Annotated in this window: 10 protein-coding genes; 5 read left to right on the top strand and 5 right to left on the bottom strand. The window is 67.4% G+C overall.

All coding sequences use genetic code 11. The annotated features are described in order from the left end of the window. Nucleotide 1 precedes the first annotated feature (1 nt). Nucleotides 2-1,873: an SIP domain-containing protein gene (locus CFK39_RS05675; RefSeq protein ID WP_089064645.1), complete on the top strand. Its 1,872-nt coding sequence runs from the start codon at nt 2-4 to the stop codon at nt 1,871-1,873. Nucleotides 1,874-1,974: 101 nt separating this feature from the next. Here the strand turns inward: CFK39_RS05675 and CFK39_RS05670 are convergent, their stop codons facing one another. Further along, complete coding sequence (locus CFK39_RS05670; protein WP_089064644.1) at nt 1,975-3,846, bottom strand: CDP-glycerol glycerophosphotransferase family protein; 1,872 nt, start codon at nt 3,844-3,846, stop codon at nt 1,975-1,977. 424 nt (nt 3,847-4,270) lie between these two features. Next, nucleotides 4,271-6,214 (bottom strand): glycosyltransferase, encoded by a 1,944-nt coding sequence (locus tag CFK39_RS05665; protein ID WP_089064643.1) that lies wholly within the window; start codon nt 6,212-6,214, stop codon nt 4,271-4,273. A gap of 640 nt (nt 6,215-6,854) precedes the next feature. On the opposite strand from CFK39_RS05665, the gene CFK39_RS05660 reads away from it, so the two are divergent. The 4 genes from CFK39_RS05660 to CFK39_RS05645 all read left to right on the top strand — a co-directional run bounded on the left by CFK39_RS05660 (nt 6,855) and on the right by CFK39_RS05645 (nt 11,645). Continuing rightward, a complete protein-coding gene (locus tag CFK39_RS05660; protein ID WP_089064642.1) occupies nt 6,855-8,876 on the top strand; it encodes a glycosyltransferase family A protein in 2,022 nt (673 codons plus the stop codon). Further along, nucleotides 8,876-9,679, top strand: a complete 804-nt coding sequence (locus CFK39_RS05655) for a polysaccharide pyruvyl transferase family protein (protein WP_157697078.1) — start codon at nt 8,876-8,878, stop codon at nt 9,677-9,679. The genes CFK39_RS05660 and CFK39_RS05655 overlap by 1 nt, the downstream gene beginning before the upstream one ends. Before the next feature lie 102 nt (nt 9,680-9,781). Next, nucleotides 9,782-10,762, top strand: a complete 981-nt coding sequence (locus CFK39_RS05650) for an ABC transporter permease (RefSeq protein WP_245822936.1) — start codon at nt 9,782-9,784, stop codon at nt 10,760-10,762. Then, nucleotides 10,755-11,645: an ABC transporter ATP-binding protein gene (locus CFK39_RS05645; RefSeq protein WP_089064640.1), complete on the top strand. Its 891-nt coding sequence runs from the start codon at nt 10,755-10,757 to the stop codon at nt 11,643-11,645. The genes CFK39_RS05650 and CFK39_RS05645 overlap by 8 nt, the downstream gene beginning before the upstream one ends. Before the next feature lie 140 nt (nt 11,646-11,785). On the opposite strand, the gene CFK39_RS05640 is transcribed toward CFK39_RS05645, so the two are convergent. The 3 genes from CFK39_RS05640 to CFK39_RS05630 form a co-directional block, all read right to left on the bottom strand. Further along, the gene (locus CFK39_RS05640) at nt 11,786-12,493 is read right to left on the bottom strand and encodes an SDR family NAD(P)-dependent oxidoreductase (RefSeq protein WP_089064639.1); all 708 of its coding nucleotides are present in this window, start codon (nt 12,491-12,493) and stop codon (nt 11,786-11,788) included. Then, nucleotides 12,486-13,172 carry an IspD/TarI family cytidylyltransferase gene (locus CFK39_RS05635; RefSeq protein WP_089064638.1) on the bottom strand — a complete coding sequence of 229 codons (687 nt, stop codon included), beginning with the start codon at nt 13,170-13,172 and terminating at the stop codon, nt 12,486-12,488. Before CFK39_RS05635 ends, CFK39_RS05640 begins: the two co-directional genes overlap by 8 nt. A gap of 240 nt (nt 13,173-13,412) precedes the next feature. Continuing rightward, a complete protein-coding gene (locus tag CFK39_RS05630) occupies nt 13,413-14,663 on the bottom strand; it encodes a CDP-glycerol glycerophosphotransferase family protein (RefSeq protein ID WP_089064637.1) in 1,251 nt (416 codons plus the stop codon). Between the last annotated feature and the right edge of the window lies 1 nt (nt 14,664).

Raw genomic sequence — 14,664 nt, 5'->3', positions numbered from 1 at the left:
CATGGCACTGATCGAAGCCCAGCACCTGCACCTGGCATACGACCGTCGGGAGATCGTCCACGATCTCAGCCTGGCCCTGCCCGAGGAGCGGATCACGATCATCGTGGGCGCCAACGGCAGCGGCAAGTCGACCCTGCTGCGCGGCATGTCCCGCCTGCTCACCCCGAAGAGCGGCACCGTGGTGCTGGATGGTCGCGACCTCCACTCCCTGCGCGGGAAGGAGCTCGCGCGGCGGCTGGGACTGCTGCCGCAGTCACCGATCGCACCGGACGGCGTCACCGTGCGCGAACTGGTCTCCCGCGGCCGGTTCCCCCATCAGGGACTGATCCCGCAGTGGTCGAAGGAGGACGAGCGGGCCGTGTCCGAGGCGCTCGCGGCCACCCGCACCGATGCGCTGCAGGAGCGGCTGCTCGAGGAGCTCTCCGGTGGGCAGCGGCAGCGGGTGTGGATCGCGATGGCGCTCGCCCAGCAGACCGAGGTGCTGCTGCTGGACGAACCCACCACCTTCCTCGACGTCACCCACCAGCTCGAGGTGCTCGACGTGGTCCGCGACCTGAACCGCGAGCGCGGAACCACCGTCGGCATCGTGCTGCACGACCTCAACCTCGCCGCCCGCTACGCCGATCACCTGGTCGCCGTCCGCGCCGGTGAGATCCATTCCCAGGGCTCCCCGGCCGAGGTCATCACCGCACGGATGGCCCACGAGGTCTTCGCCCTGGACGCCCATATCGCCACCGACCCCGTCACCGGCAGCCCGATGGTGCTGCCCCGCGGACGGGACCGCACACCATCACCCCACCACCACGAGGAGGACCACGTGACTGTCACGACCGATCCCGCGCCGCCCGCCGCGCTGGTGCCCGCCCTGGAGCACTCCAGCACGCTCGCCTTCGAGCTCACCGTCGCCGCGCGCCGCACGCTCGGCCCGTCCCTGGTGCGCTTCACCTTCACCAGCGCCGACCTCGAGCACTTCGGGACCAATTCCCACCCGTTGGACCTGCGGGTGAAGCTGATCATCCCCGGGCCGCAGGCGAGCGCCGACCACTTCGCCATGGTGCGCCCGGACGGCCAGCTGGATCCCGCCACCCATGCCCAGTGGTATCGCGACTGGCTGCAGATCGATCCCGCCGACCGCGGCTGGATGCGCACCTACACCGTGCGCGAGCACCGCGCGGCCGGCCATCCCGGCAACCTCTCCGCGCAGCCGGAGATCGACATCGACGTGGTGCTCCACCTGGACCCGGTCGAGCAGCCCGGCCAGGGGGTCGCGGCACGCTGGGCCCGGGACGCGCAGGTGGGGGACACCGTCTGCCTGCTCGGTCCCAACCGGCACCTGGTGGGCCCCGACTACGGCGGGATCGAGTTCCGCCCCGGCACCGCCCGCACCGTGCTGCTGGTGGGCGACGAGACCGCGCTGCCCGCCATCGGGTCCATCCTCGAGGCGCTGCCCGCCTCGATCAGCGGCCACGCCCTGATCGAGGTGCCCGAGGCCGGCGACGCCCAGCAGCTGCTGAGCCGCTCCGGGGTGCAGGTGACCTGGCTGCCGCGGGAGGGCCGACCGCACGGCGAGCTGCTCGACGCCGCGGTGCGACGGGTGATGAGCGAGAACAACGCCCAGGCCTTCCGTGACGCCGCGGCCGACGGCCCTGCGGCCGACGGTGCTGCGATGACGTCCACGGAGCTCGAGGACGTCGACGTCGACGAGACCATCCTCTGGGAGACCACCACCGGTCACGGCGCCTTCTACGCCTGGCTCGCCGGGGAGGCCTCCGTGATCAAGGCCCTGCGCCGGCACCTGGTCAGCGAGCTGGGGCTGGACCGCACGCAGGTGTCCTTCATGGGGTACTGGCGGCAGGGGCGCGCTGAGCACTGAGGGGTGCCCGACTCCGACGGAGCGGCGCCGATGATGCGGGCGCGGGGATGCCGCTCGACCGCCGCGATGTCGGGCCCGCGGCGGCCTCCGCGATTACGATCTCAGCGGTCGGCGTTCTGCTCGTCGAGCTCGGAGAGGGCCTCGCCGTCCTCCGCACGACCCGCAGCGTCCGAGTCCGTGCCCTCGTCAGCGGCGCGTCCGGCGCCGCCGTTGCCCTCCTCGTCGATCTGCGCGTCCCGAGCGGTGACGGGCTTGCGCTCGACCCGGACCACATGCCGTGCGGCCTCGAGGAAAGCGTCCGCGTAGTTCTCCGGTGCGAACGGACCGAGGTAGTACTCGCGGGTGGACATGCGCTGGTCGGCCTTGGGATCGGAGATCAGCAGCTCGTCGAGCGCCGCATCGAGGTTCTCCAGGTCCCGGGTGATGACGTACGCCGAGCGGGCCAGCGGGAACGCCTGCTCGAACTCGGCGACGGTCGAGGTCATCGTGACCAAGCCGTACGGCTTCCCTGAGTACAGGAAGTCCGGGACCACCGAGGAGACGTCGGAGATCATCGCGTCGGCGGCGTTGAAGCAGCCGAAAGCATCCAGATCCTTCTCAGCGGGAGCCCGGTACAGGTGGTTCCGTCCGCTGGCCTGCACATCCTCGTCGAGGAGTCGGTGGATCTCGCGGATGTTCGCAGCCGCCTCAGGGTTGCGATAGCTGAAGGGGTGAGGGCGGAACACGACCGTCATCCCACGTGCGAGCAGCGCCCGCACGATGTCCGGGCCCACGGGGAGTGACCCGTAGTTGGTGTCGGCGTAGTGCCCCTCCCAGGTGGGAGCGTAGAGCACCGTGCTGATCGGGACGTTCTGCGGTCCCTGCTGCTGGACCGTCTCGACCTGGGGCCGTCCGACGATGGTGAACTTCTCCGACGGGATGTGGACGCCGTTGTTCTCGTAGCGGTCGATGGCGGCCTGCCCGGCGACGAAGATCCGGTCGTAGAGCGCGGTCACAGGATTGAAGCTCGAGGCCTTGTCGCTGTCCCCGTGCAGCAGCTGCACATGGGTGAGGTGGGGGTAGCGCACGAGGTGGACGTTGGGCGCGGAGTTGTTCACGTAGAAAGCGGTGGTCATCTGCGGCGTCACGACGTCGTCGAGCTGCCAGATGTTGGTGCGGACCACGACGGGGGCATCGGTGAGCGCAGAGATCTCGCGGAACGCCGAGGTGCGACGCAGCACGACGATGAACTTCTCTCCGATCCGCTCGAGATGGTCGATCCACATGCCGATCTGGTATGCCGATCCGGCCGGCACCCCGTAGTAGAGGACGAACCGGGGATCGTAGGCCTCCACGGCCGTGTACAGCCCGTTGTCCGAGTCCACCGAGTCGCGGATGCGCCGGAAGGAGTCCAGTGCTGAAGCCCCGGCCAGGAGCAGTGCGAGTACGGGCAGGATCACCAGCGTCCAAGCGGGCACAGTCACCAGCAGCAGGATGGTCGCCAGTACGGTGACCGAGAGATCGACGACCAGCAGGAGGTTCACCGGATATTTCGGCCCGCGCGTGTCCTGGATACCCGGCAGGTTGCTGACCCGAAGCTTACGGCCGGGCGCGACGCGGGTGACGACCAGCTCGGCGAGAGGGAGCAGAGCGAAAAGGGCGACAGCTATCCACCCGACGGGGCCCGCGGACCCCTGGGCCCAGGCGACGCCGAGCGGGAGCAGCCCCAGCAGGAGGCGGATCCCGTGCTCGCCGGCCAGGCCCGTGCGCGTCACGTGCCGGCGGAGGCGACGGACGCCGCGTCGGAGCAGGATGAACAGCGGATAGATCGCCGGGAGCACCGCGATGGCCGGGGGGAGCCCCGCAGCCAGCAGCACCAGCGGCAGGAGCGCGAAGACAGTCTGCGTAAGCCGGCGGCGCAGACTGCTCATCCGGGCCCAGGGCACGGACATCCGATGGCCTGATCCGGTCTCCGGACTCGCGGTCTGACTCATCTGTTCCCTGCTCCTTCTGTGGTGTGGGACGCAGAACAGGCCGACCCGAGGGGTGCTGGGCACGAAGTCCGGAGAGACCCCATCGCTGTCGCGGCACCTGTTCCGCGGGGCCACTCTACTGAGGGCGAGCACCGGATCGGCGGATATGCGTCACTTCGGCAGCCGTGATCTGACGAACTTCACGCGCCAGGAAGAATGCGATTCGGTCGCGATCGGTCAGCGAGTTCCTCAGATTGCGCGGCATCCGGCACGGTCGACGGTCACTCGAAGCGGGGTTCAAGGCCTGATTCCAGGCGGTCCGGGCGATGGAGCCGCCGCATGGAGATGGTGGCGGCAGGTGGGTTCTCCGGGGCTATCGCCGGCACCGGCGCAGTCATGATCGGGGCACCTCCCACGTGGCCCAACCGGCCGGGGCCGCTCAACGTCAGCCGAGGAACCGCTCTTTGAGCCCCTGTGCCCAGTGCCCTCTCCTCCCGATGCCAGTGTTTCGCGTGGGGTCCCCCTTCACCACGAACCTTTCGGATCCATCCGCGGCGAATTCGATGGCGAGACCGCTGGCCGAGGTTGGCAGCGACAGCCCTTCGGCCGGCAGTGCGCGTGACGTGCCGTTTCCGTTGGACACGTCGAAAGAGATATGCGCTTCCCGCTCGTCCTCCACCCGGGCCGTGACGGAGAACAGGTCGTTGCTCAGGGTCTCGACGACCAATGCCTTCGGCCTGCCTTCGGCCATGCTCGACCTGGACTCGCGTGCATCAACATCGGTCGCACCGGGTGCCGACAGAATGAAATTGACACTCCCGGAGTGGTCCGGGACCACCCCGACGACCTTCGCCTGGGGTAATCGATGTGCGGCGATCTGCAATCCGATATCACAGGACAGGAATCCAGCGCCCTTCGTGAAATACAGAACGACTCGCAGACGCTCACACTCCTGAATGTAGCGTGGCTCGGCTCTCAGGCTCGGTGAACGTTTCGAGCCCAGGCGCGCCGCGTACTCCGTCCCTCCGATGGTCTGGATCACGTAGAGATCCCAAACATCATCCAGTAGATCCATGGTCGTGAACGAAACGGAAAATACACCGCTTCCGTCCGCATCGCCCATCGACCCCAGTCTCTGCGCAGGAATGGTCTGGGTCGAACCAGACTTCCGGCCTTGCAGGCGAAGTGCTACGTCGTGCTCATTCGTTCGGAGTCCACGGATCGTCGCATCTCCGATGATCTTCACGACTCCCGACTCGACGTCGAAGTGCTTCAGATTCAGCTCGGCTTGTGGGTGCACCGCGTGCGCACGAGCGTCGTCGACGAGCTCACGGACTCCCTCGGGGAGGGCGTAGCGGATACCGGCCGGACCGACCTCGAACCTATTGCCGGGATCTCCGTGCTCCCACTGGACGAGAGCGGCGAGAGGCTCCGACTGCCCGGTGACAGCAAGATCCATCTTGATACGATCGAGACCCTCCAGGTGGCCGGCCACGCGGTCGTTGTAGTGCGCCGATACGAGGCGCTGCATCTCTTGGACGACCCGAGCCCTTTCGGTGCTGTCCAGCGCAAGGAGCTTTGATCCGAGCATCGGGCGCAGCGTGCGCTTGAGGGGCCTCGCGAGCATCCCGTCCCTGAGTCGTCCGGGATCCGTTTCGGCCACGATGACTGTGATGACGGCTCGCGCCAGCTCCAAGTAGTCCTCGATCGAGCGCGACGCCGCCGTGACGTTCGTGCCATCTCCTCGCGCGCGCAGCCGCGCGTACGGACGATCGGCCAGGATGGAGATCTTCTTGGCATTCAGATAGGCGCGAGCTACGAATGGCTGGTCCTCGCCGATGCTCAGCGTCTCAAGGAACCGTATTTCGTGGTCGACGACCAGAGATCTCCGGAAGAGCTTCCACGGAGAAAGTGTGCGATACACGTTGTCATCGATGATGTCGGCATCAAGCTTCGTCGCACGGAAGACCGGACCCGGTACGACGCGGCCGTTGATTCCCTCCCCCTTTCCGAGCACGACGTCGGATCCCTCTGCCTCTGCCGTTCTTACCAGGTCTCGAAGGGCGTTCTCCGTCAACTCGTCATCGGCGTCGAGGAAGAACAGATATTTGCCGCGAGACTCGCCGATGCCAGTATTTCTGGGTTTCCCGGGGCCTCCAGAATTTTCCTGATGCACTACCTTGATGAAGTCGTATCGTGAGGCGTATTCCTCAAGAATTTCGCCCGAAGCATCGGTCGAGCCATCATTTACGCAGATGACCTCGAGGCCCCCGGCGGGTAGTCCCTGATTCAGTGTGGAGTCGAGAGTGAGGGTCACAAAATCTTCGACATTGTACGTTGGGATGATCACCGACACGAGGGGCCTCGTGTTCGCTGTGCCGATTTCCATCGTCGAATCCAATCTTCGGTGGCAGGAATGTGTATATCGCACGGTGGTGGGCCAGCCTGAACGGCCTGCGCTTGGCCTCCGCTGACGACCAGGTCGGTGGTGGCGGGAGTCTCCAACCTCCCCGAGGATATCCGGCCTTCGCCCGCAGGCAGACGGCCTCCGCTGTCGTTCGTGCCCGAGTTGTGGCGGTGGCGTGCCAAGATGACCTCAGGTCGTCGGAGCCTTCTGGCTGTATCGCCCTTCGGTCATGCCCTGAAGTTCCCGGTGGAAAGCCAGCCCCACAGACGGCGCGGAAGGTTCGAGGAGAATCACGAGGGATCTGCGAAGCGCGTTCGTGACCGGTTGCGCCGCGTTCAACGCGATGCGGACATCCAACTGGTGACCGTTGCGGCCTGTGGCGATCCTACTCGGGCCGATTTGTCGCAACCGCTCATGAAGAGCTGGGGATCGGAGCGCGTCGCTCGAGACCCCGGGGACCCTACGGCCGCTGGAACCGCACCCGGAGCCATGAACCGTCCGGTGCTACGCTTCCCGGCAGCGAGAGCTGCCGCCCACCCGCGCGCCCGCTATGTCGGACCGAGGCCCGCCCGGTCGGATCGTCGCCCGACAGTGACCGCCCCAGACAGAAGAGGCCCTGCTCATGACCCCTCAGGTCTCCGTGATCGTTCCGGTCTTCAACTCCATGGACCATGCGCGCGATGCCGTGCAGTCCGTGCGAGATCAGACCATCGACTCCGAGGCAATGGAGATCCTCGCGGTCGACGACGGCTCCACCGATGGCAGCGGTGAGGTGCTCGCCGAACTCGCCGCCGACGACCCGCGGATGATGGTCATCACTCAGCAGGACTCCGGCACCCCGGGCGGCGCTCGGAACGTGGCGATCGACAGGGCTCGTGGCGAGTTCATCCTCTTCCTCGGCCCCGACGACCGTCTCACGTCGGACGCACTGCGCAGGATGGTCGAGACCGCCCAGGAGCAGGACGTCGACGTCGTGCTCGGCAAGGTGAGCAGCTCGGACGCACAGGACATCCCGTCCTCGATGTTCACGCGGACAGTCCTGGACGCGCATCTCGTGGACGACAGCGTGTTCGACATCCAGGGGCCTACCAAGCTCATTCGTCGCGAACTCATCGATCGTCTCGGGCTGCGATTCCGCGAGGAGCCGACGATCGGGGAGGACGAGCCGTTCATGGCGGCGGTGTATCTCAACGCCCGCAGGATCTCGATGCTCGCCGACATGGACTACGCAACCCTCGGGCCCCGCGAGGACAGCAGCCCCGTCGCCCCGATCGAACAGACCGCCGAGTCCCAGATGATGATGGCCGTGCGGCTCGCCCGGACGATCGAGCAGCACACGGAGCCCGGTACGCTGCGCGACTCCCTCCTCGAGCGACCCTTCGGCTGGACGATGGAACGGGCCCTGGACTCCCGCTGGACGAGGCTGGACCGATCGGAGCAGACCCGCCTCGCCGAGGCGTTCCACGACGAGCTGGGGCACCTCTACACCGATGGGGTCCGGAAGGTCATCGGGATCGACATCCGCGCCATGCTCGACCTGCTCGGCACCCGGGACCTCGACGGACTCCACGCTTACGTCGAGCACCTGGCCTCCGGGGCGCCGCGCCGCGTCGGATGGCAGGACGGCGACTTCGTGCGTCTGCTTCCGGCCGGGCTCGAACCGCTGGTTCCGGCGCGAGACCGGGTCGTCCGCGCGCCGAAGATGCTGTGTCGCCTCGAGGACGTGAGCCTCGTCGGTCGGCAGCTGACCGTCTCCGCCACGGTGCGGATCCCGGACCTCGACGGAGCTCCGGACGAACTCGGACTGCGGGCGAAGCAGCGAGGGCAGGACGGTGTCGAGGACCTCCGCGTCACCATGCAGGACCTCGACCCCGGTGCGCGCTCCTTCGCGGTCACCGCAGAGCACGGGGGGCTGGGCCGCGGCGTCTGGGACCTCTTCGTGGTGGTGCGGTTCGGCGACCGCGAGAAAGAGATCCGGTTCGGTGCGGAGCGGGCCCGTACGATCCCGCCGGAGGGGGTCTCGAACCTTGGAGGCGGACCCCGGCCCCAGGATCGGACGCTCGCCTACTTCACTCGTGGCCCCAGGAACTTGTCGATCGACAGCGGCCTCGTGATGCACAAGAACCTCGCCGAGGCGCGAGTGCTCGGCCTGACGCCCGACGAGAACGGTCGCGTCCTGCTCCTGGTGGGGCTCACGGACGCGCCGCGGGAGGCGGACGAATTCTTCGCGCACCTCAGCACCCCCCATCAGCATGGGGGGCGCCAGCTGCTGCCCTCCATCCGACTCGGGGACCGGCTGCTGGGCCTTCGGCTGCCGATCGGAGCGGGTGATGTCGGCACGACCGTGACGGTGACGGCAGTGCTCGGCGATGCGAGCGTCCCGCTGCCGGTGGCCGGCACCGAGTTCTGGCCGGCTCGCGCCACTGGGTTCGGCCTCATGCGCACGGAGGAAGGCGGGCTGCTCGTCACCGCCCCGAGCGAGAGTGCGCGCCACCGGGATCCCTTGCCCGAGATCCGAGTTCCGTGGACCGCCCACAGGCTGGCCGGCCTGCGTGGACGACTGGTCCCCAGGATCAAGGCGATGCCCGTCGTCGGGCCGTCGCTGACGCGCACCGTGCGTGCCGTCCGCGAGCGGAGATCCTGATGGCCCCGATCAAGACCTTCTGGTGGCGGTGGAAGTTCCCGCACCGCCTGAACTTCGGGGACGAGCTCACGCCGCCGCTGGTGGAGCGCATCACCGGGAAGCGCGTCATTTGGGCCGCCCCGCACCGCTGCGACCTGGTCGGCGCCGGATCAGTGGTGCAGATGATCCTGCGCAGGCAGGGTGCGAACCAGCCACGGGTCTGGGGCAGCGGCTTCATCCGCGCGGCGGTCGAAGGAGAGCAGCCCGCCCGCCTCGACCTGCTGGCCGTGCGCGGTCGGTCCACGCTGGGGCGTGTTGAGAGCCTCTCAGGCCGCGAGATCGCTCTCGGCGACCCGGGGATCCTCGCCCCGCTGCTGGTGGACGGCACTGTGAGGAAGCGCTATTCGCTCGGCGTGATCCCGCACTACCACGATGTGTCCTCCCCGGTGGTGGAGCGGATGCGGTCCCTGGGCTCAGGGGTCCGAGTGATCGATGTCGCCTGGACGCCGCAGGAGGTGGCTCGCGAGATTGCCTCCTGTGATGCCGTCATCTCCTCGAGCCTGCACGGCCTGATCTTCTCCGATGCGCTGGGCGTCCCGAACGCGCACATCCGCCTCGGGGACAAGGTGAAGGGCGGGCTGTACAAATTCCACGACTACTACTCGGCCTTTCCCGTCGCCGACCGCTACCGCGAGTACACGATGCCCACGGGCGGCCCGGCCTCGCTCACCGCGGCCGTCGACGCCGTGGCCGACCGGTACGCGGAGCCGACCGGGCTCCACGACCTGCAGCAGGGCCTGGTGACGGCGCTGCAGAAGATCTGAACGGGGCGGAAGCGCCAGTGCCGTTCCGTGAGGTCCGTCGCGCCGACCACGGAGGAATGATGCACGTCGTTATGATGAACGGCAGGTCGCGGACCCGCGGCCATGAACCGACACCTCGGGGGAGCGGAGCCGATGGTGACCGTCGACGAGTCAGGGCCCAGCGCTCTACCCGCGCCTCCGACGCCGCTGAACCGCACCTATTCCCCGGCCTCGGTGAGCGCTGCCGTCGAGAAGAACAAACTCGAGCAGATCGGTGTCCGGCCGCGCCTGGGCACCTACTTCAAGGAGCTGTGGGCCTCCCGGGCCTTCATCCAGGTGCTCGCCACCTCCAAGGCCGAATCCGAGAACCAGAACACCTATCTGGGGCAGATCTGGTCCCTCCTCTCCCCGATCATGAACGCCTCGGTGTACGTGCTGATCTTCGGATTCCTGCTGAAGATCGGCAGGGAGGGGATCGAGAACACGATCGCCTTCATCGTGGTCGGCGTCTTCATGTTCCGCTTCTTCGAACGCTCCGTGATGGCGGGAGCGCACTCGCTGAACAAGAACATGAACCTCGTGCGGTCCGTCCAGTTCCCCCGCGCGGTGCTGCCCACCGCGGGGGTGATGGCCGAGCTGCTGATGCTGGGGCCGGCGCTCGTGGTCATGTGCGTGATCTCGTACCTCTCCGGGTTCCTGCCCATAGCCGGGAAGGTCACGATCGACTGGTACTGGTTGCTGCTCGTGCCCGCCGTGCTGCTGCTGTGGATCTTCTCCACCGGCTGCGCCTTCATGGTGGCGCGCTGGGTCGCGATGACACCCGATCTGGACAACCTGCTGCCGCATTTCATGCGCATCCTCATGTACGCCTCGGGTGTGATCTTCTCCGTGGACCGGTACCTCGGCCAATTCAGCTGGGGATGGATCGTGGAGTACCAGCCGGTGGCCGTCTACCTCTACCTGGTGCGATCATCGATCCTCGATGAGCCCTCCTACCCACCCGACGGGTTCATGTGGCTGCTCGGTGTCATCTGGGCGGTGCTGTTCAGCGTGATCGGATTCCTGATCTTCTGGGGCGGAGAGGAGCGTTACGGACGTGACTGACGTCGACGAGGTCGATTTCGAGACCGACAAGGACGAGCTCGACAGCACCCCGGTGCTCGAGGTCCCCTCCGACAGGCTCTCCCTGCTGGTCAACGACCTGCACGTGTCCTACCGCGTCTTCGGAGCGAAGAAGGTCGGACACGGTGCTGGCCGGGAGTGGGGACTGCTGGACCGCCTCGTGCGCCGCGGGGCCAAGCAGCCGCCCGTGCGCGAGGTGAAGGCGGTCCGCGGGATCACCTTCGCCGCCAAGCACGGCGAGGCGATCGGCATCATCGGCATGAACGGCTCGGGGAAGTCGACGCTCCTGCGCGCCATCGCCGGGCTGATCCCACCGGCCGCCGGTACCGTCCACGTCGCCGGCAATCCGGCGCTGCTCGGCGTCAACGCCGTGCTGATGAAGGACCTCACCGGCGAACGCAACATCATGATCGGTGCCCTCGCGCTCGGGCTGAGCAAGAAGCAGGTCAGGGAGCGGTATCAGGAGATCGTCGACTTCGCGGAGATCGGCGACTTCGTGAACCTCCCGATGAAGACCTACTCCTCGGGCATGGGAGCCCGGTTGCGCTTCTCCATCTCTGCCTCTGCCGTGCCGGACATCCTGATGATCGACGAGGCCCTGGCCACCGGCGACGCCGCTTTCCGGGCCAAGAGCAAGGCCAAGATGGACGAGGTCCGCAAGGCGGCCGGCACCGTGTTCCTGGTCAGCCACTCGCTCGCGACGATCCAGAGCATGTGCACACGCGTGCTGTGGGTGCATGAGGGCCAGCTCGTGATGGATGGGGACCCCAAGCCGGTGTGCGTCGCGTACCGCGATTACGTGCATGCGCGCAGTGCGCACAAGACCTCTGCCACGAAGCGGAAGGGGAGCACGACGAAGAGCTGAGCGCCTGGGGTCCGTCGGAGCGCACCCGGCGTGCGCGGCGGCCCCGGTGGACACGGGTCGCACGGCACGATCCACGACGGGAAGGGCCCGCGCACCAGTGGTGCGCGGGCCCTTCCCGTCGTGCTCAGGTCACCGCCGGCTCATTGCCGCACGACGATGTTCTCCGAGTCGATGAACCGCCCGACCGGCGAGGACATCGTGTTGATGACCTGGGCAACGTGCCCGGGCTGCATGATCGTGCTGGGATCCTCGTCCGGTGCGAGGGTCTTGCGCAGCGCAGTGGCTGTCCGGCCGGGGGAGAGGCAGACCACGCGGGTGCCGTAGATCGACAGCTCCTCCCGCATCACCTGGCTCATGTTGATCACCGCCGCCTTGGAGGCGGAGTAGGTGAGCCAGCCCGAGCGACCGGTGATGCCGGCCGTGGAGGCGATGTTGACGATGAGGTCGAAGCGGTTGCCCAGGTTCAGCAGGGTCTGGACGATGGTGAACGGACCGTAGAGGTTCACGTTGATCGTCTTCTCGAAGTCGGCCATGTCGACCTGCTGGAGCGGGACCGGGTTGGTGTACCCGGCATTGTTGACCAGGATGTCGATGCCGCCGACCTGCTCGTACGCGGCGGTGACGGCCTGCTTGAGGGCCTCGCGGTCGCCGACGTCGACCGTGATCGGCACCAGGCGGCGCCCGATGGGCAACTCCTTCTCGAGGGCTGCGACGTTGGCGTCGAAGTCCTCGGAGGCGCGGGCGAACATCACCACGGTGGTGACGTCGTCGTTGTTGAGGATGAAGCGCCGGGTGGTCTCGAGGCCGATGCCGCGGGATGCTCCGGTGACGAGGGCGGTCTTACTCATCGTCGTCCTCCTCAGGGCGCAGGAGGAACCCTGCCATCTTCAGATCGGTCTTGGTGGTCACCTTGAGGTTCTCATCGGTTCCCTCGATGAAATGGACCGGGCGGCCGAAGTCCGCGACCAGGGTCGCGTCCTCGGTGGACTCGATCCCCTGCTCGAGCGCGTGCGCGTGCGCATCCTGCAGATCGGCCTTCGCGAACTTCTGCGGCAGCTGCACGTTGCGCAGCCGCGAGCGGTCCAGCGACCCCGTCACAGCGGAGGTCTCCGGATCGACCGGAGCGACGGTGAACGAGATCTCCGACATCAGCGAGACGTTGCTGTGCTCGGAGTCGATCAGGCGCTGGAAGTCGCTGGTGCGGACCAGCGGGCGCGCCGTCTCGTGGATGATCACGTCATCGTTGGTGCAGTGCGAGATCATCGCGGCGACCGAGGCGTGCCGTGAGGCTCCGGCCTCGACGAGCGTGACGGGGGTCGAGATCGCGTAGGCCTTCAGGACCGCCTCGACGTCCTCCCGCCACTGCGGCGGGTAGTTCAGGACGATCTGGGAGATCTGCTCCACCCGATCAGCGGTGACCAGGGTGTAGACCAGGATCGGGATCCCGCGGAGCTTGAGCAGCTGTTTCGGCGAATCTGCGCCGGTGCGGCTGCCTATCCCTCCGTTGAGGAGGATCAATGAGTACATAGGAAATGCCCTTCGTGCGGGTCGGCGGGTCGACCGTGGCGAACCACGAGCGAGATCCGTATCCGTCGAATTGATCGGCACGTCACCGGGACGTCCCGTGCTGGTCACTCTACAAGTCGCGCCGACCTGATCCAGGCGGCACGCGGGGAGGGGCGGGGGAGTTCCGGAGCGCGACAGCCGGGGAGGTCAGGACGTCCGACGGTGGGAAGGGCAGGCGGTTGCCCGGAAATGGGGCCCGGCTCACACCGAGTCGTCGGCAGAAGGGCGCTGCTGGTCCTGGATCCGTGCCCACAGCTCGTCGCGACGCGTGCTGAGGCGCGCGCAGGCCTCCAGGAAGCGGGCGAGGGAGGCGCCGGGGGTGATGTCTCCGAGGTAGTACTCGATCATCTCGATCCGCTCCTCACGCAGCAGGTCGTGCTCGATCAGGTCTCGGGCGAGGTTGCCGGCGGAGGTCGCCTCGGCGACGGTCAGGCGTGGAGACATGCTGAGGAGCGCCGTGGCGGCATCCCGTGACTGCGGATCCGCTGACTGCGTGATGAGCAGCGGTTTCGCTGTGGGCAGCCAGTCGCCCATCATCGCGGAGACGTCGCAGAGGATGAGATCGGCGTCGGTGAAATCGTGTTGCAGCGGGCGACCGGTGCTGACTCGGCCTCCTGAGGACTCGACCAGTTCGCCCAGCTGCCGGTCGGTGTCCCCGTACTCCGGGACCCGCACCCCGGTCAGGGGGTGGGGCCGGTAGATCACGTCGAGGCCCGCAGCGAGCAGGGAGCGCACAGCGGCGAGGCCGTGGGTGCACAGCGAGCTGTAGGCCGCGGAGGCCTGCCCACCCTCCCAGGTCGGGGCATACAGCACGGTGAGGCGGTCGTCGGCGCGGACCGTCGCCTCGATGCGATCGGTGTCCAGTGACGGCCTGCCCACCGGGATGCAGCGAGCCGGGGCGTCGAACAGCGTCGTATACCGCTCCAGCCGGTCGATCGCCGCCTGCCCGGCGACGAAGGAGTAGTCGTAGGCCTTGATCTGGTTGGAGACCGAGACCACCTTGTCCGAGTCCCCGTGCAGCAGCGAGACGTGGATCGCCGAGCGCGACCGCAGCGCCGCGGTGTTCAGCGGGTTGTAGTTCACGTAGAGCACGAGTTTGGTCGCGCTGCGCAGGATGATCGCGTCGAGAGTGGCGTCCAGCGCGATGGTGACCACGGGCAGATCCACCTCCGCGCGCAGTGCCGCAGCGGTGCGTGAATCCATGCACACGATGGTCACGCCCTGGGCGCGGTGCAGCTCCCGCAGCGGGCCGTACCAGGTGCGCAGCTGGTAGAGACTGTCCTGGGTATCCGGGAAATACACCATCACGTCGCCGTCCAGAGCGGCATCCGCCAGGGCGGCATCGTCGCCGATGCCATCGGGCATGCCGCCGGGCAGCAGCCCGAAGCGGCGCAGCAGCTTTCCGCCCGAGCTGCGGATCCGGCGCTTGAGCGCGTTGCCGCGAGCCGGCATG

It is taken from the genome of Brachybacterium avium, assembly GCF_002216795.1.
Taxonomy (GTDB): domain Bacteria; phylum Actinomycetota; class Actinomycetes; order Actinomycetales; family Dermabacteraceae; genus Brachybacterium; species Brachybacterium avium.
Note: the sequence above shows the minus strand (reverse complement) of the source record. Positions and strands in the feature narration are given on the sequence as shown.

Excerpts from the sequence above, each read along its gene's own strand:
- CFK39_RS05665 (WP_089064643.1), bottom strand. The coding sequence starts at position 6,214 with ATGGAAATCGGCACAGCGAACACGAGGCCCCTCGTGTCGGTGATCATC.
- CFK39_RS05670 (WP_089064644.1), bottom strand. The coding sequence starts at position 3,846 with ATGAGTCAGACCGCGAGTCCGGAGACCGGATCAGGCCATCGGATGTCC.
- CFK39_RS05640 (WP_089064639.1), bottom strand. The coding sequence starts at position 12,493 with ATGAGTAAGACCGCCCTCGTCACCGGAGCATCCCGCGGCATCGGCCTC.
- CFK39_RS05660 (WP_089064642.1), top strand. The coding sequence starts at position 6,855 with ATGACCCCTCAGGTCTCCGTGATCGTTCCGGTCTTCAACTCCATGGAC.
- CFK39_RS05635 (WP_089064638.1), bottom strand. The coding sequence starts at position 13,172 with ATGTACTCATTGATCCTCCTCAACGGAGGGATAGGCAGCCGCACCGGC.
- CFK39_RS05630 (WP_089064637.1), bottom strand. The coding sequence starts at position 14,663 with ATGCCGGCTCGCGGCAACGCGCTCAAGCGCCGGATCCGCAGCTCGGGC.
- CFK39_RS05650 (WP_245822936.1), top strand. The coding sequence starts at position 9,782 with ATGAACCGACACCTCGGGGGAGCGGAGCCGATGGTGACCGTCGACGAG.
- CFK39_RS05675 (WP_089064645.1), top strand. The coding sequence starts at position 2 with ATGGCACTGATCGAAGCCCAGCACCTGCACCTGGCATACGACCGTCGG.
- CFK39_RS05655 (WP_157697078.1), top strand. The coding sequence starts at position 8,876 with ATGGCCCCGATCAAGACCTTCTGGTGGCGGTGGAAGTTCCCGCACCGC.